Source organism: Nocardiopsis halophila DSM 44494 (assembly GCF_000341245.1).
GTDB classification, from domain to species: Bacteria; Actinomycetota; Actinomycetes; order Streptosporangiales; family Streptosporangiaceae; genus Nocardiopsis_A; species Nocardiopsis_A halophila.
Genome location: NZ_ANAD01000179.1, coordinates 1 through 22,186, shown reverse-complemented (window position 1 = coordinate 22,186; position 22,186 = coordinate 1). Strand labels below are relative to the sequence as shown.

The window sequence follows — 22,186 nt, the reverse complement described above, 5'->3', positions numbered from 1 at the left end:
AAGTCGGTGACGCCTTTGGGGAAGTAGTCGCGCCCCAGCCGGTCGGTGTTCTCGTTGGTGCCGTGCTGCCAGGGCGCCGATCTGCTCGGACAGGGCCGCGCTCGCGGCGGGGGTGGTGTCGATCGGTCGTTGCAACGGGGCGGCCGCTGAGGGCGACGGCTCCTGTGCCGGCGCATCCGCCGACACACGGTCGACATCGGTGACGCCCGTGGGGGGAGTAGTCGCGCACCGCGCGGTGTAGTCGGCCGGGCCGGCGAGGGCGCCTCCGAGGGGCCGGACCGCAGCCGCCTTCGGATGCCCGGTCGGCGCCCCGTCCGTCGACAGACGGCCGAACGCCCCCACCGATGGCGGCCACGGCCGCCGAAAGCCGCACCGCTCCAGCGGACGCCGTCACGGATCACGCCTCCCGGGGCGTGTGGCGTCGCACGTCAGTCGAGCACGAGGGCCCAGCACAGGCCGTCCTCGGCAGCGGTCGGAGCCTCGGGGTCGGGCACCGGCGCGGCGTCCGGCCCCTCCGGCGGGGTCAATGCGGAACAGGCCTCCTCCCCGCCCGGCAGTGCGGCGGCCGGGCCGCAGTCGAGCAGGGCGGGCTCCTCCTCGTCGGGGTGCTCCTGCGCCTCCGGCCCGACGGAGAGCACGAGCGCGTCCTCCGCCGCCGCGGCCTCCTCGGGCGGAACCGGGGCGGAGCCGGGGTCCTGGCACGCGACCATGACGGCCCCGTCCCCGACGTCGGGGACGGCCGTGTCGGCCGCGGCCCCTCCGGCCGACAGCAGTGCGGCCGCCGCGGCGGCGGTGGAGAGGGCGGCGGCCATTGAGCGTTCGACGGGCATTGACATCCTCCGGATGCGGGTAGGGGGCGGTTCAGGGCGGTCAACGCCGTCCGCGCGCACGGCGGTTCGTCCGGTTCGCGGCTGTGGCCGGGAACGGCCAGGAGAACACCGGATGAGAACCGTGGAGGGCGCGCGGCGCGTTACCCGGTCGGCCGCAAGAGGGGAACAATGGGGCGTATGCGCTTGAGGATTTTCACCGAGCCGCAGCAGGGCGCCTCCTACGACACCCTGCTGGCGGTCGCCAAGGCCGCGGAAGACCTGCGGTTCGACGCTTTCTTCCGCTCCGACCACTACCTGAAGATGGGCGACGTGGACGGCCTGCCGGGCCCCACCGACGCCTGGATCACCCTGGCCGGGCTGGCCCGGGAGACCTCCCGGATCCGCCTGGGCACCCTGATGACGGCGGCGACGTTCCGCCACCCCGGCCCGCTGGCGATCAGCGTGGCCCAGGTCGACCGGATGAGCGGCGGCCGGGTGGAGTTCGGCTTCGGCGCCGGCTGGTACGAGGCCGAGCACGCCGCCTACGGCATCCCCTTCCCCGCCTCGGCGCGCGAGCGGTTCGACCGCTACGAGGAGCAGCTGGACGTCATCACGGGGCTGTGGTCCACCCCCGTGGGGGAGTCCTTCCGCTATGAGGGCCGCCACTACCGGCTCACCGACGCCCCCGCCCTGCCCAAGCCCGTGCAGGCGCCGCGCCCGCCGGTGCTGATCGGCGGCACCGGCCCCAAGCGCACCCCGCGCCTGGCGGCCGCGCACGCCGACGAGTACAACGTGCCCTTCTCCTCGGCCGAGGAGACCGCCGCGGCGTTCGGCCGCACCCGGGACGCGGTCCGGGCCGCCGGGCGCACCGCCCCGATGGTCTACTCCGCGGCCCAGGTGCTGTGCTGCGGCGCCGACGACGCCGAGGTGGCGCGGCGCGCCGCTGCGATCGGCCGGGACGTGGACGAGCTCAAGGCCAACGGGCTGGCCGGGACCCCGGCCGAGGTGGCCGACAAGATCGGCCGGTTCGCCGAGGCCGGCGCCGAGCGGATGTACCTTCAGGTCCTGGACCTGTCCGACCTGGACCACCTGGAGCTGGTGGCCGACAAGGTCATGCCGCAGCTGGGCTGAGGCCCGGCGCGCGGCGGGCGGGGCGGCCGGGGACCCGCCCCGCCCAGATAACTTGATATCGAGATATCGGTTCGATACCTTGATGTCGAGATAACCGTCGCACGGCTCACCGGACGTGTGAGGTCGCTCGCCTCCGCGGCGGGCGCGGCCGCGGCGACGCCTGGGCCCCGCGCCGCCGGCGGGGGCGCGGCCCGGCGCGTCGGCGCCGGTGGGACGGGGTGTTTCGGAGGGGCCCGAGGCGACCACGCCTCCGCTCGCGGGGCGCGCGGCCAAGGGCGGCCTCAGTGATCTCCCGGCCCTCCCGTGCGGGAGGATGGGCGGGAGAAAGTGGCGAGATCAGGAGGCAGAATCCGTGTCCGCGAACAGCTTCGGCAGCCGTGACACGCTCAGTGTCGGCGGCGAGTCGTACGAGATCTTCCGTCTGGACGCCGTCAAGGGCTCCGGGCGGCTTCCCTACAGCCTGAAGGTTCTCCTGGAGAACCTCCTGCGCACCGAGGACGGGGCCAACGTCACCGCCGAGCACATCCGCGCGCTCGGCGAGTGGGACCCCAAGGCCAGGCCGAGCCAGGAGATCCAGTTCACCCCGGCCCGGGTGATCATGCAGGACTTCACCGGCGTGCCCTGCGTCGTCGACCTGGCGACCATGCGCGAGGCCGTCGAGGAGATGGGCGGCGACACCGACAAGGTCAACCCGCTGGCCCCGGCCGAGCTGGTGATCGACCACTCCGTCGTCGTCGACTTCTTCGGCCACCACGACTCCTTCGAGCGCAACGTCGAGGTCGAGTACCAGCGCAACGGCGAGCGCTACAAGTTCCTGCGCTGGGGCCAGACCGCCTTCGACGAGTTCAAGGTCGTCCCGCCCGGCACCGGCATCGTGCACCAGGCCAACATCGAGCACCTGGCCCGGGTCACCATGAACCGCAACGGCCAGGCCTACCCCGACACCTGCGTGGGCACCGACTCCCACACCACGATGCAGAACGGCCTGGGCATCCTGGGCTGGGGCGTCGGCGGCATCGAGGCCGAGGCCGCCATGCTCGGCCAGCCGATCTCCATGCTCATCCCGCGGGTGGTCGGCTTCAAGCTCACCGGCCGGCTCAACCCCGGCACCACCGCCACCGACCTGGTGCTCACCATCACTGAGATGCTCCGCGAGCACGGCGTGGTCGGCAAGTTCGTCGAGTTCTACGGCGAGGGCGTGGCCTCGGTGCCGCTGGCCAACCGCGCCACCATCGGCAACATGAGCCCGGAGTTCGGCTCCACCGCGGCGATCTTCCCGATCGACGAGGAGACCCTGCGGTACATGCGGCTCACCGGCCGCCCCGAGGCCCAGACCGCGCTGGTCGAGGCCTATGCCAAGGAGCAGGGCCTGTGGCTGGACCCGGCGCACGAGCCGGAGTTCTCCGAGTACCTGGAGCTGGACCTGGGCGACGTCGTGCCGTCCATCGCCGGCCCCAAGCGCCCGCAGGATCGCATCTCGCTGTCGGAGGCCAAGCACACCTGGCGCCGCGACGTGCAGAACTACGTCGACGACGCCACCGACGAGGCGGGCGATGAGTCCTTCCCGGCCTCCGACGCCCCCGCGCAGGCGGCCAACGGCCGTCCGCACAAGGCGGTCAAGGTCACCATGGCCGACGGCACCGAGACCGAGCTGGACCACGGCGCCGTGGTGATCGCCGCGATCACCTCCTGCACCAACACCTCCAACCCCTCGGTCATGCTGGGCGCCGCCCTGCTGGCCAAGAAGGCGGTGGAGCGCGGCCTGAACCGCAAGCCCTGGGTCAAGACCTCGCTGGCGCCCGGCTCCAAGGTCGTCACCGACTACTTCGAGCGCTCGGGCCTGACCCCCTACCTGGACAAGCTCGGCTTCAACCTGGTCGGGTACGGCTGCACCACCTGCATCGGCAACTCCGGCCCGCTGCCGGAGGAGATCTCCAAGGCGGTGCAGGACGGGGACCTGGCGGTCACCTCGGTGCTCTCGGGCAACCGCAACTTCGAGGGCCGCATCAACCCCGACGTCAAGATGAACTACCTGGCCTCCCCGCCGCTGGTGGTGGCCTACGCCCTGGCCGGGTCCATGGACGTGGACATCACCACCGAGCCGCTGGGCACCGACAGCGAGGGCGAGCCGGTCTACCTGAGCGAGATCTGGCCCTCGCCGGAGGAGATCCAGGAGGTCATCGACACCGCGATCGCCTCGGACATGTACACCTCGGCCTACTCCGACGTGTTCGCTGGCGACGACCGGTGGCGCTCGCTGCCCACGCCGACCGGCAGCACCTTCGAGTGGGATGCCGAGTCCACCTACGTGCGCAAGCCCCCGTACTTCGAGGGCATGGGCGCCACCCCGGAGCCGGTCACCGACATCTCCGGCGCCCGCGTGCTGGCCAAGCTGGGCGACTCGGTCACCACCGACCACATCTCCCCGGCCGGCGCCATCAAGCCGGGCACCCCGGCCGCGCAGTACCTGGAGGAGAACGGGGTCCAGCGCAAGGACTTCAACTCCTACGGGTCGCGCCGCGGCAACCACGAGGTGATGATCCGCGGCACCTTCGCCAACATCCGCCTGCGCAACCAGATCGCGCCGGGCACCGAAGGCGGCTACACCCGCGACTTCACCCAGGCCGAGAACGCCGCCGACGCGCCGGTGACGTTCATCTACGACGCCGCGCAGAACTACGCCGCGCAGGGCACCCCGCTGGTGGTGCTGGGCGGCAAGGAGTACGGCTCGGGCTCCTCGCGCGACTGGGCCGCCAAGGGCACCCGCCTGCTGGGCGTGCGCGCGGTCATCGCCGACTCCTTCGAGCGCATCCACCGCTCGAACCTGATCGGCATGGGCGTGCTGCCGCTGCAGTTCCCGGAGGGGCGCTCGGCCGACGACCTGGGGCTGACTGGTGAGGAGGCCTTCTCCATCTCCGGCATCACCGAGCTCAACGAGGGCCGCATCCCCTCCACGGTGAAGGTGACCACCGACACCGGCGTCGAGTTCGACGCCGTGGTGCGCATCGACACCCCCGGGGAGGCCGACTACTACCGCAACGGCGGCATCCTCCAGTTCGTGCTGCGCCAGCTGATGCAGAAGTAGCCCGCAGGGCCGGGGCGCGCCCCGGCCCGCGCCACAGGCCTCCGGCCCGCCCGCGGGCCGGTCGCCCGGGACCGGTGACCCCGCCCGGGGACAAGGAGGTGAGGGCCGCCGCCGTCCAGGAGACGGCGGCGGCCCTGTCGTATGCGGCCCGCCGGATGCGGCCCTGTCGGCCCCGCGGCGGCGCCGCCGGCGGCCGCCCGGGATGGGGCGGTATGCGCGGATGCCCAGGTGAGCGGTAGTGTCGGCGCATGCACGACATCCCCCGGTGCTTTTCCGGGGCCGCGCGGATCCTCGCGGCGGCCCTGATCACCGTGCTCCCGCTCCTCGCCGCGCACCCGGCGTCCGCCGACGCGCCCCCCGACCCGCCCACCCCGGCCGCCCACCTGGCCGGGCTGCTGGAGGACGAGCCCGAGGGGGAGGCGGTCGTCGTCAGCGACCTGCTCGCCGGGGCCTACGACACCCACGAGCTGGGCGAGCGGGTGAGCGCGGAGTTCGCCCGGCTGGACACCCCCTTCCACGTCGTCGTCACCCCGCCGATGTCCACGGCCGTCGAGGGCGACGACCTCGTCGCCGCCCTGCGGGACCGGATCGGCGAGGACGGGGTGTACGTCCACGTCTCCGAAGGCCGGACCTCGGTCGCCACGGCGGCCACCCCCGGCGTGCGGCTGCCCGTCGACGACGCCGAGTACCTCCTGCTCATCGACGAGGACCTGGACTACGACTCCTCCCCGGCGCTGATCGCCGAGCGCTACGTCGACGCCCTGCTCGACCCGGAGGTGGAGCGCAAGGCCGACGAGGCCCGGGAGGCCCATCTGGAGGCGGCCGAGCAGGACGGCGACGACCGGTCCCCCTCCGGGGAAGAGGACTCGGCCTTCGCGGACTTCCTGGACGGCCTGCGGCCCGACGACCCGACGGGCCTGGGCAACCTGGGGTTCCTGGCGGCGACCGCGGCCGGGGCGGTCCTGGGCGCGGGCGGCCTCGCGGTCTACTCGCGCCTCCGGAAGGGGCGGCCGGTCCTGACCGCGCTGGTGTACGGCGTCGCAGCGGTGTCCGTGCTCGCGGCGGCCGGGCTCTACGCGGCCTGGAACCCGCTCGCGCCCTCCGAGGAGGCCGGCGCCGACGAGCAGGAGGAGGCCCCCGAACAGGTACCGCCCGAGGAGGCCCTGGCGGAACCGCCGTACGTCGCCGAGACCGTCCGGGTGGACCGGGTCGCCGCGGAGATGGAGGACGGCGGCATCCCCGTCGACCCGCTCTGGTCCGGCGAGCGCGGCGACCTCGCCGGTCTCCGGGAGCGGGCCGCCGAGGCCCCCGTCCCGGTGTACATGGCCTCGGTCATCAGCGCCGATTCCGACGAGTCCGGCGGCGACACCGAGGTTCTGGCGCACGCCCTGGCGCACACCGTGGGCGAGGACGGCCTCTACGTCGTCATGGACCCCAGGGGCCTGGGCACCGGGATCGCCACGCGCGGCGTGGAGCTGCCGATCACCGCCTCGTCGACCCTCAGGGAGGGCGTCTCCGAGGCGGCCGGGGAGGGGGCGCCGGGCGAGCTGCCCGTCGCCGAGCACCTGGAGCCCGTACTGGACCTGGCGCGGGAGGCCGAGCCCGACCCCGGGGCGGAGGACAGCATGCCCATGGCAGCCGAGTCGCTGCAGGACGAGGAGGGCGAGGCCGACGAGGAGTCCCGCACGGCGTCCTTCCTCGGCGAGGGCTTCTTCCCCGGCCTGCTCGTGATCGGCCCGATCGTCGGCATCCTGTTGTACTTCACCGTCGCCCTGTTCGGCGGCTCGGCGCAGTGGTGGGCCGGGGTCGTGGCGGCGGCGCCGGGGCGGCGCCTACGCCCCATGGCCCACCGCGACGTCCGGCGCGCGCTGCGCGCCCTGGAGGCGGCGCCCCCGGACGGTCCCGGGGTCGCCGAGGCCACGCGCGAGGCCGACATCGCCTTGCGGGTGCTGCGCGACGAGCGCGCGGACGAGCTCGACCAGGCCGCCGCCGCCGTGCTGGCCCGGTGCGCCGCAGACAGGCTCGACCCGCAGACCGCCGACGCCGCGGAGCGGCCCGTGTGCATGGTCAACCCCCTCCACGGGCCCTCGGACGGGCGGGCCCGCACAAGGCTCGCCCGGACGGTCGGCTCGGAGTCCTCGGCCGGGGCCGGGGACGGCGGGGCTTCCCTCGCCATGTGCCGCGGCTGCCTGGACCGGGGGGAGCGGCGGAGGTTCCCCCTGCGCGTGCGCGTGCGCGAAGGCGGATGGCGCGTGCCGCACCTGGCCCTCGACCGGATGTGGGTCCGCAGTGAGTACCGTTCCCGGCTCATCCCCGACGATCCTTTTGAGGAGGAAGCCCGTGCGCGTTGAGACCGGGGCCGCCGCCCTGCTCGCCGCCGCCGCGGTCGCCCTGGGGCCCGTCCCCGCGGCTGCCGCCGGAGCACAGGAGACCAGCCCGGCGCAGACCATCGCCGCCGGACTGCGGGAGTCGCCCGTCTACGTCGACCCCGCCTTCGACAGCGCGCTCCCCGAGGAGACCCGCGCCGGAATGGTGGAGGACATCGAGGACAGCGGCGTGGAGCTGAGGGTCGTCCTGGTGCCGCTGGTGGAGGGGGACCAGTGGGGCGGCGATCCCGGCGCCCTCGCCGCCGCGGTCCACGACCGGCTGGGCGGCTCCGGGCACTACCTGGTGCTGGGCGACACCAGGGTGCACGGGGAGGACTACCCCTCGCCGGACGAGTCGGAGAGCGGGCGGAAGCGCGCGTTCTACGGTTCCCTGGCCGCCTCCTACGCCACCGAGTACGACACGCCCCTGGCGGAGAAGGCGGAGACGGCCGTGGGGTTCGCCCTGGAGGACGACCCGGAGGCCGCCCTCGACGAGCAGGAGGCCGCGGCGCAGGTTCCTGAGGGGGAGAACGGCTCGCAGGACTCCGGGTCGGACTCCTCAGGGGCCGCCGGGGACGGGTCGACGACCGGAGGCGGCGCGGTCTGGCCGTGGGCGGCCGGTGCCGCGGTGCTGCTCCTGGCCGTGCTCGGCGGGGGGTACCTGTGGCGGCGGCCCCGGAGCCTTCCCGAGGCCCCGAAGCACGCCGCGTTCGACAACGTGGACCGGGCGCGCCGGGAGGTCCTGCAGGAGCGGGCCGAACGCGAGCTCGTCGAAGTGGGGGAGCGGCTCAGCGCGCTGGAGGCGGGCACCGGCAAGGGCGCGGCCCAGGCGGCGACCGCCGCGCTGGACGCCCACGCGGCCGCCCGAACGGTCCTGGACGGGGCACCGGAGGGCGAGGAGGGCACCGCCGACCTGGCGGGCGTGCTGGTCCTGCTCGACAAGGCCGAGGACGCCATGGTGCGCGCCGAGCACGGAGGGAAGGGGCGCGAGCGCCGCCACTGCTACGCCAACCCGCTGCACGGCACCGCGACCGCCGAGACCGACTGGCGGCAGCTGGGCGGCGAGCGCACCGTCCGTGTACCGCTGTGCAAGGGGTGCGCGCAGTCGGTCCGCACGCGGATGCGCCCGGACCCGCTGCTGGTCGAGTACGAGGGCCGGACCGTGCCCTACTACGACGTGCCGGCGGAGGAGAGCGTGTGGGCCGCGACGGGCTTCGGCACGCTGACCGACGACCTGGTGAAGCGCGTCCAGAGGGGCGACCACCGCGCCCGCGGCTGACCGTCGGCCCGGGACCGGCCATCGATAGTGGCGACACCACCACTTCAGGCCGCCGATAGTGGTGATCTCACCACTATCGATGACCGCCCCTGCCCTTCGCCGGACCGGAGGCAGGGCAAAGGGCAGGGCGTGGCCGCCCTGCGGGACCAGCGCAATGGCCGGCACTGAGCCTTCGGAAGTTCGGAAGGGCTGCCGTTCGGCGCGGTGCGGCCACAGGACGGCACAGGCGACGGGCAGAGGGACGGGAGTCGTCGCGCAACGGGCCGGATCCGGTCTGCGCGCGAGGGGAAACCGAGTGGTGCGGCCCACATCCGCACGGCTAGGGTCACCGGATGAGTTCAGTCGACATCGAGCGCTTCCACACCCTCGGAGCCCCTACGCTGTCCCCCGACGGCCGGGTGGCCGTGGTGGCCACCCGCCGCCCCCACCTGGACACCGACTCCTACCGCGGCGAGCTGTGGGCCGTGCCCACCGACGGCTCGGCCCCCGAACGCCGGCTCACCCGCGGCGGACAGGACGGCGCACCCGCGTTCTCGCCCGACGGGCGCCTGATCGCGTTCGTGCGGGCTCAGGACGGCGGGCACCCGCAGCTGCACCTCATGCCCGCCGACGGCGGCGAGGCCTGGCGGCTCACCGACGTCCCGCAGGGGGCGGGGCAGCCGGTGTGGAGCCCGGACTCACGGCGTCTGGCGTTCGTCTCCCGGGTCCCCGAGGAAGGGCGCTACCAGGGCGAATCCGGTAAGGAGCAGCCGCGCCGCATCACCGGTTTCGAATACCGCTACGACGGCGAGGGCTTCATCTGCGACCGGCCCGCGCACGTGTTCACCGTCGAGGCGGCCGAGCCGGGCGAGGACGGTTCCCTGCCCGAGCCGGTGCAGGTCACCGACGGGCCGTACGAGCACTACGGCCTGGACTGGAGCCCGCGCGGGGACCTGCTGTGCTTCGCCGCCGCCCGCCACGAGGACCGCGACCGGGTGTTCGCGGAGGACGTGTGGGTGTGCGCGCCGGACGGGGCGGGGCTGCGGCGCCTGACCCGCACCGCCGAGGGGATCGACCACGCCCGGTTCGCCCCGGACGGCGCGACCGTGCTCTACGCCGCCTCCGACGCCGGTCCGGAGGGGCGCTGGTGCACCACCGAGAACACCGGGCTCTGGTCGGTCCCGGTCGACGGGTCGGCGGCCCCGGTCCGCCTCACCGACGAAGAGCGCTTCACCACGGGGCGCGGCACCCGGATCGTCCCCGTCGAGGACGGGGTGCTGTTCTGCTCCGAGAACCGCGGCGCCGTGAACCTGCTCCTGGTCCCCTACGACGGGGCCGAGCCCCGCGTCCTGCTGGAGGGGCCGCGCCTGGCGGGCGGCGCGGCCCGCGCGGGCGGGGTGACGGCCGTCGGGGTCGGGGACGGGGCGTCCCCCGGTGAGCTGGTGGTCCTCGACGGTGCCGAGGAGCGCCGGCTCACCTCCTTCGCCTCCACGCGCGAGTGGGTCCCGATGGAGGAGGTCGAGACCGCGGCGCCGGACGGGTACCCGGTGCACGGCTGGGTGCTGCGTCCGGAGGGGCCGGGGCCGCACCCGGTGCTGCTGATGATCCACGGCGGGCCGTTCACCCAGTACGGGTGGCAGGTCTTCGACGAGGCGCAGGTCTACGCCGAGGCCGGGTACGCGGTGGTGATGGGCAACCCGCGCGGGTCGTCGGGGTACGGGCAGGCGCACGGCAAGGCGGTACTCGGCGACGTGGGGCGGGTGACCGCCGCCGACCTGCTGGCCCTGCTCGACGCCGCGCTCAAGCACGACGGGCTCGATCCCGACCGGGTGGGGGTGCTCGGCGGCTCGCACGGCGGGTACATGACCAGCTGGATGGCGGCCGAGCACGGCGAACGGTTCCGCGCGGCCATCAGCGAGCGGGCGGTCAACGCGATCGACAGCATGTACGGCACCAGCGACATCGGGTGGGTGTTCGCCGAGCAGCTGTACGGGGACCCGGCCACGTGGGCCGACCACAGCCCTCTGGAGCGGGCCCACAAGATCGCCATCCCGATGCTGATCATCCACTCCGAGGAGGACTGGCGCTGCCCGCTCGAACAGGCCCAGCGCCTGTTCACGGCCCTGAGGTCGCGCCGGGCGGAGGTGGAGATGCTGCTGTTCCCGGGGGAGGGCCACGAACTGTCCCGCAGCGGGCTGCCCAGCCACCGCGTCGCGAGGTTCGAGGCGATCCTGGACTGGTGGCGGCGCCACCTGTGAAGCGCCGCCCGTAGGGGGTCGCCTGCGGAGGCACCGCTGAACGGGGCCCGGACGCCTGCCTCCGCCTCGCACGCGGTCCACCGGGGCAGGGCGAGCGCGCGAGGCGGAGGCCCCCGGCCGTCGACCGCGTCATCGCCGCCGAGGGGCCTGCCGAGACGAGGGAGGCCCCTGACCGTCGGGGACGGTCGTGTCCACCGGCGTGGTGGAACCCTCCGGGCCCCGGCCGCCCACACCGACACCCCCGTTGATCTCGGGAAAGTCGGGGTAATACCGGCCGGTATTACCCCGACTTTCCCGAGATCAACGGCAAGAAGGAGGGGGCGCGCCCGGGGCGGGGTCGCCGATCGCGCCGCAGCGGTCGCACCGCTCACAAGGACGCGGCCGAGAGTTCCACCACGCCGGCGGACACGACCTCGGGGACCGGCGTACTGCAATAACCGGGCGCAATCCGGTGAGGGCGTGGGGGTCCCTCTTGGGTGGCTTACAGCCGTTCAGCGAGGGGTGCGTTCCCTGGCGGGAAGGTCGAACAGGCCTGGGCAGACGGGAGCCGTACGTCCTGAGCGGCCACGCCAAGCCTTCGCCTGCTCGACCGCCGCCCCTCCCTCCGATACGGACGACGTCCCCGCCACGATTCATGGATCCCCCTCAGGGGCGGCCCTGAACGTTCCCCGAATGAACCCTGGGACGGGTACCGCCCCATGGTTTCGGCACATACCGTGAAGGCATGGGACGCATCTTCCTCATCGCACTGGTGATCTTCCTGGCCTTCTTCGCAGCGGGCTGGCTGTTCGGAGTCTTCATGGCCCTGTTCAAGTGGGTGCTGCTCATCGGGCTGGTGGTCCTGGGGGCCTTCGCCGTGAAGAAGGCGTTCAGCGGCGCCACGAGCTAGGCGCTCTGAGCGTCGTCTGAGCCCCGTCTGAGAGCGCCGCGGCCCGGTCGGATCCGTGTCCGGGCAGTGGCGCACACCGGCGGCGAGCCAGGGGAGGCCGGCGGGAGCACCGCCCCTCCAGCCCCTCCAGGCTCCGTACGCCGCCGAGTTCCGGCCTTGAGGCATGGGGATTGAGGGAGAGGGAAGCGCGGGGCCGGTGGCGCGGAGCAGCGGATCGGTCCCGCCGCCGCCCCGGGAACCCGCCTCGGTGTCGGCGGACGGTTCGGCGGGCCGACGCAGACGCGCGGCACCGCCCCCTCTTGGTCGGGGACGTGTGGGCGGAAGGGCCTCAGACGTCGACCTTCATCGGGTCCTTGCTGGGTTCGGGCATGCCGGTGTCGGGCTCCATGGTGATCCCGATCTGCTCCGCCCCGGACATCCCCTTCACCATGCCCGTGAGCATCCCTTCGCCGTCCTCCTCCAGCATCCCGGCCGAGCGCATGCCGTCCTCGTCGACGTACCAGAGCTGGTAGGCCTTGCCGTCGGGCGCTGGGGGAAGGCCCTTGACCATGATCATCATGGTGTCGTGGTCGTTCGAGGCGAACACCGTGGCCTGCGCCTCGCTCTCGGACACCGGCCGGTCCATCTTCTCGGTGCCCGGCGCCGCCAGAAGCGCCTCCACTTCGGACGTGTGCTTCTGCAGCTCCTGCATCCGCCGCTCCTGGTCCACGGCGACCGCGCCGAGCACCAGCGCCACCGCCGCAGCGGCCGCCGCCACCGCCCAGGGCAGGCGGCGCACCAGGCGGGAACGGAGCGGGACGACCGTCGCCCCGCCGCCCGAGCCGCCGTCGGTCCCGGCCCCGGTCCCAGTCCCGCCTCCGCCGTCGGCTCCGGCTTCGTCCTCGATGCCGGACGCCTCCGGCGGCAGCTGGCGGGTGCGCACGGCCTGCGCCCTGACCTTCTCCCACAGACCCTCCGGCGGGCCCGCCGCCTCGGCGCCGCCAAGGCGCGCGGCCGTCTCCTGGAACTCGCGCAGGTCGCGCCGGCAGTCCTCGCACTCGGCCAGGTGCGCCTCGACCTCGGAGCGCTCGGCCCCGTCCAGCGCGTCCAGCGCGTACGCCGCCGTCAGCCCGTGCACGTCGTACCCCCGCGGGCTCACGCCTCCACCCCCAAGCAGTCGCGCAGCCGGATCAACCCGTCGCGGAGCCGGCCCTTGACCGTGGTCAGCGGTACCTTCAGCGCGGCGGCCGCCTCCCGCTGGGTGTAGCCCGCGTAGTAGGTCAGCCGCACCGCCTCGCGTTGCAGCCCGGTCAGCCGCCCCAGGCACCGCCGCACACGGTCGCGTTCCAGGCGGTGCTCCACCGCCTCGGGGACCTCATCGGGCGGCGTCGCCCCGGGCTCGGCCCGCCCCACCCGCGCGGCCCGGTCGGCCGAGGCCTGCTCGGACCGCACCCGGTCCACGGCCCGCCGGTGGGCGATAGTCAGCACCCAGGAGCGCACGCTCCCGGCCGACGCCTCATAGCGCGCGGCCCGGCGCCACACCTCCACGAACACCTCCTGGGCGACCTCCTCGGCCTGGGCGCGGTCGAGCAGCACCCGCGCGGCGATCCCGAACACGGGCCCGGCCAGCTCCCGGTAGACCCCTTCGAACGCCTCCATGTCGCCCAGCGATGCCCGGGCCAGCTGGTCGCCGAGCCCGTCGGCGCGCGTGCGGCCCGATGCCGGCGACGGCAGCGCTTCGTCCACCGACCTCTCCCGTCCGTCCATGTACACGGCTCCGTCATCCTGCCATTCGGAGCCGACGGCGGGAGGGCGACGCGGCAGGGCGGAGAAGGTGGACGCGTGCCCGCTCCGCCGCCTGCCCGTCGACGCTCCATCGGGCCGTCCCCGGGTTGATCCCGGGAATGTCGGGTCGGGAGGCACGGGCGGGAACGGAGCGAAGGAAAAGTCCGGCGAACGCGGTCGCCCCCGACGCACCCGCTCCGAAGCAGGGGTGTGTCGGAACAGATGATGCGTACGCCCGGCTGGGCGGCGGCGGTGTGCGGCCTGGTGGCCGGAGGCGCGGGACTCGCGGCGGCGGAGGCGGCTGCGGTGCCCTTCGGGCCGGCGGCCTCGCCTGTGCAGGCGGTCGGGGCCGCGGTGATCGATCTGGCCCCGCGCCCGCTGAAGGAGTTCGCGGTCGCGACCTTCGGAACCGCGGACAAGGCGGTGCTGCTGGCGGGGATCGGGATCGTGCTGGCCGTGTTCGCCGCGCTGCTGGGGACGGCGGCGCGCGGCCGCCCATGGGTGGCGGGCCTGGGCGCGGGCGCGCTGGCGGTGGTCGGCGCCGCGGCCGCCGCGAGCCGGCCGAACGCCGGGTCCCTCGACATCCTGCCCGCGCTCGTCGGCGGCGCGGCGGCGTACCTGGTGCTGGTGCTGCTGATGAAGGTGGCCGCTGCCGACGCCCCGGGCGGGGCGGTCTCCGAGGGCGTCCCCGGTGGTGCAGGCTCTGCGACTGACGCTGGTGCCGAGGGGACGACCAGCGCGCCGGCTGTGGGTGCCGGAGGGGAAGCGGATCCCGTCGCCGCCCGGGCAGGGAGCACCGACCCCGCAGAGCGGACCGGTTTCGACCGGCGGCGCNCCAGCTCGGGGGCGCGGCGCCCGCCGCTTCCGCGGTGGTCGGGACGGGCGCGGGCGTCTACAGCAGGGTGAGCGCGGGCGGGGCCTCGGAGAGCCGGAACTTCGCCCTGCCCAAGCCCGCCTATCCGGCCGCGCCCGTCCCGGACGGGGCCGACCTGGAGATCGAGGGGCTGGAGTCCTTCTTCACGCCGAACGGCGAGTTCTACCGGATCGACACGGCGCTGTCGGTCCCGCGCATCGACGCCACGGCCTGGCGCCTGCGCGTGCACGGCGAGGGCGTGCCCGAGGAGCGCGAGTACACCTTCGCCCGCCTGCTGGAGCGCGACGACCTCATCGAACGCGACGTGACCCTGGCGTGCGTGTCCAACCAGGTCGGCGGGGGGTACATCGGCAACGCCCGGTGGATCGGGGTGCCGCTGGCGGCGCTCCTGCGCGAAGCGGGCGTGCGGCCGCCGTCCGAGGGCGGCCGCGCCGACCAGCTGGTCTCGCGGTCCCACGACGGCATGACCATCGGAACCCCGGTCGAGACGGTGATGGACGGGCGCGACGCGATGCTCGCCCTGGGGATGAACGGGCGCCCGCTGCCGCCCGAGCACGGGTTCCCGGTGCGGATGGTGGTGCCCGGGCTCTACGGATACGTGTCGGCGTGCAAGTGGATCACGGAGATCGAGCTGACCACGTTCGACGCCTTCGACGCCTACTGGGTGCCGCGGGGGTGGTCGGCGCGGGCGCCGATCAAGCTCCAGTCGCGCATCGACACGCCGCGCGACGGGGAGTCCGTCGGGGCGGGGACGGTGGTCCTGGCCGGTGTGGCGTGGGCGCAGCACGTGGGGGTGGACGGCGTGCAGGTGCGCATCGACGGGGGCGAGTGGCGGGACGCGCGCCTGGCGGACGAGGCGACCGAGGACACCTGGCGCCAGTGGGTCCTGGAATGGGAGGACGCCGAGCCCGGCGAGCACACGGTGAGCGTGCGCGCGGTGGGGCGGGACGGCGAGGTGCAGACCGGCAGGGAGGCGCCTCCGGCGCCCGACGGCGCGACCGGGCACCACACGATCACGGTCTCGGCGGGGTAGCGCCCGCACGGGATCGGGGGCGTCCCACCGGGGGCCGGATGGGGCGCCGTGCAGTGAAGCGATCGTACCGATCGGAATCATAGGAATCTTCGAGCTGAGGAGTAACGATGACCGAGCGTCCTTTGAGCCTTCTGCGTCGCCTTGCCATCGCCGGCGGCATCACCACGGTCGTCCTGCTGAGCGGAGCCGCCGCCTGTAACGGCGGCGGCGAAGGCGGCGGTGAGAACTCCGAGCAGGAGGAGATGCAGGAAGAGGGCGAAATGTCCGAGGAGGACGGCGACTCCATGCAGGACGAGGGCATGGAGGGCGAAGACGGCGAGATGCAGGACGAGGAGATGGGCGACGAGGAGATGGGCGACGAGGAGATGCAGGAGGACGGGGAGGAGATGGAGGACGAGGGCTGACGCTCCGTCTTCGCTCCTGCTCCTATTGCGGCATGTGACCCCGCCGGAGCCGTTCGCTTCCGAGAGCGCTGCCACACAGCCCTCGGAAACGCACCTGTTCCGGCGGGGCACAGCGATCTACTGCGGGAGCCCCGTGTCACCCGGTGCTGCGCCCCTCCGTATTCAATGCGGACAGTTCCTGTCCACTAAGAGTGCGCGATTGGTCGCTTTTCGATAACGTCCCACATAAGCCCAGGTCAGTAAGTGCAAGCTCCGCGCAGGCGGAGATGGACCTGACGGCCGTGGCCAGCGAGATTTCCCAGTCCTGCAAGCTCCGCGCAGGCGGAGATGGACCGTCGCGCCGCAGCCGCTCCAGGTCGGGGTCGGGGCAAGCTCCGCGCAGGCGGAGATGGACCGGCTTCGGCGACAACGACCCGCAGCACTATTGGGCAAGCTCCGCGCAGGCGGAGATGGACCGGCGCTGATCGAGGTGTGCACGGTCAACGTCCTGCAAGCTCCGCGCAGGCGGAGATGGACCGACGTCCTCCACTGCGGCCTGGCACCAGGCCTGGCGAGCTCCGCGTGTGCGGAGATGGGCCATTGCCGACTCTCCGGGTAGTGCTTACTGCTTGGACTCGGCTGAGTTGTCCAGGATCAGGTCCGCATGGTCTCTCGGGGCGTGGCGGGTTGCGAAGGACTCTTCCTGGGTCGCCCACATCTCCCGGTAGGGCCTGTACAGTTCTGCGTCCCACCTCGAGTCGAGGCGCCTTCGTCGCACTTCGGGCGGGGCCTCCACCCACACCAGCAGGGACAGGTACGGGCGCAGCTCCTTCGCTCCGCAGCCGCAGCCCTCGATGACGAGGGTGTCGGCGACCTCGGCTCCGTCCCAGCCGCCCGGGTCGTCGGGGGCCCAGTCCCCGGTCTCCCAGTCCCAGCGGCGCCAGCGCGGGTCGCGTCCCTCGGTCAATGGCTCCATCACCCACCGGCGAACCAGGGGAGCGGCCGCCTCCAGCCCTTCCCACCCCGGGTACAGGTCGTCCATGTGCACGACCGGGCAGCGCAGGCGCGCCGCAAGCGCCTCGGCCAAGGCCGTCTTGCCCGCCCCCGATCGTCCCTCGACCGCCAGGACCCGGCGGTGGCCGGCCCGTGCGGGTGAGCGGTGCAGCAGGTCGGCGGTGCGGTCGCGCCAGTCGGCGGAGCGTGTGGAGATCTCGGGCACGCGCGGCAGCCTACCCCGGAAGCTGCGGATGGGGCTGGGAGGCGCCGGGCGTCTGAGCGGGTGAGGGGTGCACCGGAGGGAGGTCCTCCTGTCCGCGTGTTCGGCCGGTACTGGGGGACGGGCGGGAGACGACGCCGTGTTCACTGCTTGTAAGCTGCCTGACCACCGGCATGACGACTCCCCCGAGCCCCGAGCCGGCGGGGTGTGATGCGAGAAGAGGCGCCGTGAGCGACGTCCAGGCCACCCCCGGGTCCCAGGCTGCACTGCGCCGGGCCAACCGGGACCGGGTCACCGCCGCCCTCCGTGAGTCCGGCACCCTCACCCAGGCCGAGATCGCCCGCGCCACGGGCCTGTCGGCCGCCAGCGTCTCCAACATCGTGCGGGACCTGCGCGCCGTCGGCGCCGTCTCGGTCCGCCAGACCCACTCCAACGGCCGCCGCGCCCGCGCCGTCACCCTGCGGCGCTCGCCCGGCGCCGTCGTCGGCGTCGACTTCGGCCAGGGGCACATCACCGCCGCCCTCGGCGACGCCGAGGGGGCGACACTGGCCCGCGAGACCATCGCCTACGACGTCGCCGCCGACCCCGGCCGGGGCGTGCGGCGCGCCGTGTGGCTGGTGGAGACCGTGCTGGCCGCCGCGCGGGTGGACCTGTCGTCGGTGCGCGCGGTGTGCGCCGCCGTGCCCGGCCCGGTCGACCTGGACACCGGGGAGGTCGGCGCGATCACCTGCATGCCCTCCTGGGCGGGTTTCCGCCCCGGAGCCGAACTGGCCGACCGGCTCGGCCTGCCCGCCACCGCAGGGAACGACGCCAACCTGGCCGCCCGCGCGGAGATGGCCGAGGGGGCCGGTCGGGGCCTGCGGCACCTGGTGTACGTGCGGCTGGGCGAGGGCGTGGGCGCCGGAGTGGTGGTCGACGGCCGGGTGTTCCCCGGTGCCGGCGGCACCGCCGGCGAGATCGGCCACCTGGGCCTGGACGAGCGCGGCCTGGTGTGCCGCTGCGGCAACCGCGGGTGCCTGGAGACCCAGGTGGGCGCCGGGTACCTGCTGGAGATGGTGCCCGCGCGGGGCGCCGCCGGGGCGCCCGGGAGCGTGGCCGAGCTGGTGGCCGCGGCCGGGGCGGGCGACCCGGGGTCCCGGCGGGTCGTCGCCGAGGCCGGCACCGCCCTGGGGCGGGCCCTGGCGATGCTGGTGAACGCCTTCAACCCCGAGGCGCTGCTGATCGGCGGAGAGCTGGCCGAGGCGGGGGAGGACCTGATGGACCCTATGCGCCGAAGCCTGGAGCTGGGGGCGTTGGGCAGCGCCGTTCAGAGGTTGACGGTGGCGCGGGGCGCGCTGGGGGCCGACGCCGTGCTGCGCGGGGCGCTGATGACCGCCGCGGCCAGCAGCGACGCCACTGTGTGACGCCGGTCTCACCCTGGGGTGTGACACGGTTCGGTAACGGGAAACAGGGGCCACAGAACTTCACATGTCTGGCATTATGGCTCTGACCTGCATGGATGCATTCATTCAAAGTGTGAAGCAAGCCACTGTGATGTTTCGGTGATGCGTTCAAGGCTTGACGACAGCGGAGCGCCGGGTTTGACTTCACGTCATCCGTTCACCGGGCGCACCCCACCTGGCGCAACACTGCGCGGCACCGCCCGGTGCGCACCCCACACCCGGAGGAACATCCCCTGTGAACACGACACGACGCGCCGCGCGCCTCGCCGCGCCGGCCGCGGCGGCCGCACTCGCCCTGCTGGCCGCCGGATGCGGATCCCTCACCACCGACGGCCAGAACGCCGAGGGCGAGACCAACAGCGTCGAGGAGGGCTTCAGCGTCGGCCTGCTGCTGCCCGAGTCCAAGACCGCCCGGTACGACAAGTTCGACAAGCCGTACTTCGAGGAGGCCCTGGGCGAGCGCTGTGAGGAGTGCGAGCTCCTCTACCAGAACGCCGACCAGGAGACCGCCAAGCAGCAGTCCCAGGCCGAGGCCATGCTCACCGACGGCGTGGACGTGCTCGTGCTGGACGCCGTCGACTCCGAGGCCGCCGCCAGCATCGTCAAGAACGCCAAGGGCCAGGGCGTTCCGGTCGTCGCCTACGACCGCCTCGCCGAGGGCGGCGTCGACTACTACGTCTCCTTCGACAACGAAGAGGTCGGCCGCGTCCAGGGCCGCTCCCTGCTGGAGGCGCTCGACGCCGAGGAGGCCGGGGACGACGCGCAGATCGTCATGATCAACGGCTCGCCCACCGACCCCAACGCCGGCAACTTCAAGTCCGGCGCCCACGAGGTCCTCGACGGCCAGGTCGAGATCGCCAAGGAGTACGACACCCCGGACTGGTCGCCCGACCGCGCCCAGACCCAGATGGAGCAGGCGATCACCGCCGTGGGCGCCGATGAGATCGACGGCGTCTACTCGGCCAACGACGGCATGGCCGCCGGCATCGTCGCCGCCCTCAAGAGCGCCGGCGTGGACGAGATGCCCCCGATCACCGGCCAGGACGCCGAGATCGCCGGCATCCAGCGGGTCGCCGCGGGCGAGCAGTACATGACCGTCTACAAGGCGATCCGCCCCGAGGCCGAGATCGCCGCGGACATGGCGGTCGCCGCCGCCACCGGCGAGGAGTACGACGGCGGCGAGCACGGCCTGACCCAGGTGGAGGACGGCTCCGGCGAGACGGTCCAGGCCGTCCTGCTCGAGCCGGTCGCGGTCACCGAGGACAAGATCGAGGAGACGGTGGTCTCCGACGGGTTCTACACCGTCGATGACATCTGCACCGAGGACTACGCCGACACCGACTTCTGCAAGGAGCTGGCCGGATAGGCGCTCCGGACGGCGGTTCCCGCCCCCGCGGGGGGCGGGACCGGGCCGACGGGGCACCGCCGCAGAGGCCGCGCCCCCGATGACCGCCCCGCGCCGAGCAGGCCTACCCCCTCCGGGCCGCCCGGCCTACCCGGAGCCCCCGGGGACCCGCATCCCCGGGGGCTCCCCTCGCCCCGCCGCCCCGCCGCAGCGCCCCCGACCGCACCCACCGACCTCCGCCCGCCGGAGCCAAGGGGAAGACCCATGAGCACACCCGTCCTGGAACTCTCCGGGATCTCCAAGAGATTCGGCGCCGTACAGGCGCTCAGCGACGTCGATCTGAGCATCGCCCCCGGCGAGGTCGTCGCCCTGCTGGGCGACAACGGCGCCGGCAAGTCCACCCTCGTCAAGGTCATCGCCGGCGCCCACGCCGCCGACTCCGGACAGATCCTGTGGGAGGGCGCTCCGGTCACCATCAGCCGGCCCGGCGACGCCCAGCGCCTCGGGATCGCGACGATCTACCAGGACCTCGCCCTGTGCGACAACCTCGACATCGTCGCCAACCTGTTCCTCGGCAGTGAGCAGATGCGCTTCGGCACCCTCGACGAGGTCGAGATGGAGCGCAAGGCCCGCGAGCTGCTGGACTCGCTGTCGGTGAAGATCCCCAGCCTGCGCATCCCGGTCGCCTCGCTGTCCGGCGGCCAGCGGCAGATCATCGCCATCGCCCGCGCGCTGCTCGGCGAGCCCAAGGTCGTCATGCTCGACGAGCCCACCGCCGCCCTGGGCGTCGCCCAGACGGCCCAGGTCCTCGACCTCATCGAGCGCCTGCGCGACCGCGGCCTGGGCGTCATCCTGATCAGCCACAACATGGCCGACGTGCGCGCCGTCGCCGACCGCGCCGCGGTGCTGCGCCTGGGGCGCAACGGCGGCGACTTCCCGGTCGAGGAGACCAGCTACGAGGAGATCGTGGCCGCGATCACCGGCGCGGCCGACAACCCGGTGGCCCGGCGCAGCGAGCGCGTCGGGGCGTCCCAGACGGGAGAGCAGTGATGGCCACGCAGCAGACACCGGTGGCCGCGGAGAAGGACGCGGCCGGGCCGCAGTCCCGGCCCGAGGACCCGCGGCTCATCGCCACCCGAACATCCCCGCGCGGCCTGGTCACCGCGGCGCTGCGCCGCATGCGCGGCGGCGAGCTGGGCCCGGCGCCGGTCGTCGTCGGACTGATCGTGATCTGCGCCGTCTTCCAGCTGCTGCACGAGCGCTTCCTCTCGCCGCAGAACCTGTCCAACCTGACCGTGCAGGTGGCGGCGGTCGGCCTGATGACCACCGGCGTCATCATGGTCCTGCTGCTGGGCGAGATCGACCTGTCCATCGGCTCGGTGGCCGGGGCGTCGGCGGCGATCACCGCTGTGCTGGCGGTCCGCTACGGCCTGCCCGAGTGGATCGCGATCGCCGCGGCCGTGCTGGCGGGGCTGGGCATCGGCCTGATCCACGGCACGATCTTCGCCAAGGTGGGCGTGCCCGCCTTCGTGGTCACCCTGGCCGGCCTGCTCGGCTGGCAGGGCGTGCAGCTGCAGCTGCTCGGTGGTGACGGCACGATCAACGTCAGCGACAGCGGGGCCATCGCCGCGCTGACCCAGACCTACTTCGTGCCCGCGGTTGGCTGGTTCATCGGTGTCGTGGCGGTCGCCGCCTTCGCGCTGACCACCTTCACCGGCGAGCGCCGCCGGGCGGCGGCGGGCCTGCAGGCCAAGTCGCTGGGCGAGCAGGCGGTGCGCACCGCGCTGCTGGCGGTCCCGGTCTTCGGCGCGATCGCGGTGCTCAACCAGTTCAAGGGCGTGCCGCTGGCCTTCCTGATCTTCGTGGGCTTCGTGGTCGCCTTCGATCTGATGCTGCGCCGCTCGCGGTACGGCCGGATGGTGTTCGCGGTCGGCGGCGGCGCCGAGGCGGCCCGGCGCGCGGGCATCAACGTCGACCTCATCCGCATCTCGGTCTTCGGACTGGCCTCGATGCTCTCCGCGCTCGGCGGCGTCATCCTGGTCTCCCGCTCCTTCTCGGCCAGCCTGGACACGGCCGCCGGCGAGGAGCTGATGATGGCGATCGCGGCGGCGGTCATCGGCGGCACCAGCCTGTTCGGCGGCCGCGGCAACGCCTACTCGGCGCTGCTTGGCGGCCTGGTGCTGGGCGCCATCACCTCGGGGCTGTACCTGCTGCAGATGGGCACCCCGGTGCGGTACATGATCACCGCGATCGTGCTGCTCATCGCCGTGGTCCTGGACGCGGTCTCCCGCCGCAGCCGCAAGGCCCACGCCCGCGGCGGCTGACCGGCCGGG

At 73.6% G+C, this 22,186-nt stretch carries 16 protein-coding genes and 1 CRISPR repeat array; of the genes, 12 read left to right on the top strand and 4 right to left on the bottom strand.

Going from position 1 to position 22,186, the window contains the following annotated elements; genetic code table 11:
• Positions 1-428: 428 nt before the first annotated feature.
• Positions 429-830, bottom strand: a complete 402-nt coding sequence (locus tag D450_RS0120690; RefSeq protein WP_241483228.1) for a hypothetical protein — start codon at positions 828-830, stop codon at positions 429-431.
• A gap of 177 nt (positions 831-1,007) precedes the next feature.
• Between D450_RS0120690 and D450_RS0120685 the strand changes: the two genes are divergently transcribed.
• The 6 genes from D450_RS0120685 to D450_RS33730 all read left to right on the top strand — a co-directional run bounded on the left by D450_RS0120685 (position 1,008) and on the right by D450_RS33730 (position 11,796).
• Entirely contained in the window at positions 1,008-1,940 is a 933-nt protein-coding gene (locus tag D450_RS0120685) for an LLM class F420-dependent oxidoreductase (protein ID WP_017540561.1), read from the top strand.
• A gap of 352 nt (positions 1,941-2,292) precedes the next feature.
• The gene (gene acnA / locus D450_RS0120680) at positions 2,293-5,025 is read left to right on the top strand and encodes an aconitate hydratase AcnA (protein WP_017540560.1); all 2,733 of its coding nucleotides are present in this window, start codon (positions 2,293-2,295) and stop codon (positions 5,023-5,025) included.
• A 248-nt stretch (positions 5,026-5,273) separates the two neighbouring features.
• Positions 5,274-7,376: a hypothetical protein gene (locus tag D450_RS0120675; protein WP_017540559.1), complete on the top strand. Its 2,103-nt coding sequence runs from the start codon at positions 5,274-5,276 to the stop codon at positions 7,374-7,376.
• A complete protein-coding gene (locus tag D450_RS0120670; RefSeq protein WP_017540558.1) occupies positions 7,366-8,670 on the top strand; it encodes a hypothetical protein in 1,305 nt (434 codons plus the stop codon). Before D450_RS0120675 ends, D450_RS0120670 begins: the two co-directional genes overlap by 11 nt.
• Positions 8,671-9,002: 332 nt before the next feature.
• Positions 9,003-10,907 (top strand): S9 family peptidase, encoded by a 1,905-nt coding sequence (locus D450_RS0120665; RefSeq protein ID WP_017540557.1) that lies wholly within the window; start codon positions 9,003-9,005, stop codon positions 10,905-10,907.
• Between the two features lie 724 nt (positions 10,908-11,631).
• Positions 11,632-11,796: a hypothetical protein gene (locus D450_RS33730; RefSeq protein WP_017540556.1), complete on the top strand. Its 165-nt coding sequence runs from the start codon at positions 11,632-11,634 to the stop codon at positions 11,794-11,796.
• 328 nt (positions 11,797-12,124) lie between these two features.
• Here the strand turns inward: D450_RS33730 and D450_RS0120655 are convergent, their stop codons facing one another.
• Complete coding sequence (locus D450_RS0120655) at positions 12,125-12,934, bottom strand: anti-sigma factor (RefSeq protein ID WP_017540555.1); 810 nt, start codon at positions 12,932-12,934, stop codon at positions 12,125-12,127.
• Positions 12,931-13,542 carry an ECF RNA polymerase sigma factor SigK gene (gene sigK, locus D450_RS0120650; RefSeq protein ID WP_394296831.1) on the bottom strand — a complete coding sequence of 204 codons (612 nt, stop codon included), beginning with the start codon at positions 13,540-13,542 and terminating at the stop codon, positions 12,931-12,933. Before sigK ends, D450_RS0120655 begins: the two co-directional genes overlap by 4 nt.
• An 887-nt stretch (positions 13,543-14,429) precedes the next feature.
• Between sigK and D450_RS35650 the strand changes: the two genes are divergently transcribed.
• Both D450_RS35650 and D450_RS0120640 read left to right on the top strand, forming a co-directional pair.
• Complete coding sequence (locus D450_RS35650) at positions 14,430-15,467, top strand: molybdopterin-dependent oxidoreductase (RefSeq protein WP_394296830.1); 1,038 nt, start codon at positions 14,430-14,432, stop codon at positions 15,465-15,467.
• Between the two features lie 107 nt (positions 15,468-15,574).
• Positions 15,575-15,871, top strand: coding sequence for a hypothetical protein (locus tag D450_RS0120640; RefSeq protein WP_017540551.1), 297 nt, complete (start codon positions 15,575-15,577; stop codon positions 15,869-15,871).
• Between the two features lie 245 nt (positions 15,872-16,116).
• A CRISPR array of direct repeats spans positions 16,117-16,389; the repeat unit is 29 nt; unit sequence GCAAGCTCCGCGCAGGCGGAGATGGACCG.
• A gap of 83 nt (positions 16,390-16,472) precedes the next feature.
• Here D450_RS0120640 and D450_RS0120635 read toward each other — a convergent pair.
• Positions 16,473-17,069: a nucleoside/nucleotide kinase family protein gene (locus tag D450_RS0120635; protein WP_017540550.1), complete on the bottom strand. Its 597-nt coding sequence runs from the start codon at positions 17,067-17,069 to the stop codon at positions 16,473-16,475.
• Positions 17,070-17,293: 224 nt separating this feature from the next.
• On the opposite strand from D450_RS0120635, the gene D450_RS0120630 reads away from it, so the two are divergent.
• From D450_RS0120630 to D450_RS0120615, 4 genes are all read left to right on the top strand, one after another.
• Complete coding sequence (locus D450_RS0120630) at positions 17,294-18,469, top strand: ROK family transcriptional regulator (RefSeq protein ID WP_017540549.1); 1,176 nt, start codon at positions 17,294-17,296, stop codon at positions 18,467-18,469.
• Between the two features lie 274 nt (positions 18,470-18,743).
• Positions 18,744-19,874 carry an ABC transporter substrate-binding protein gene (locus D450_RS0120625; RefSeq protein ID WP_017540548.1) on the top strand — a complete coding sequence of 377 codons (1,131 nt, stop codon included), beginning with the start codon at positions 18,744-18,746 and terminating at the stop codon, positions 19,872-19,874.
• Positions 19,875-20,117: 243 nt separating this feature from the next.
• A complete protein-coding gene (locus D450_RS0120620; protein WP_017540547.1) occupies positions 20,118-20,903 on the top strand; it encodes an ATP-binding cassette domain-containing protein in 786 nt (261 codons plus the stop codon).
• Entirely contained in the window at positions 20,903-22,177 is a 1,275-nt protein-coding gene (locus D450_RS0120615) for a sugar ABC transporter permease (protein WP_017540546.1), read from the top strand. The genes D450_RS0120620 and D450_RS0120615 overlap by 1 nt, the downstream gene beginning before the upstream one ends.
• Positions 22,178-22,186: the final 9 nt, after the last annotated feature.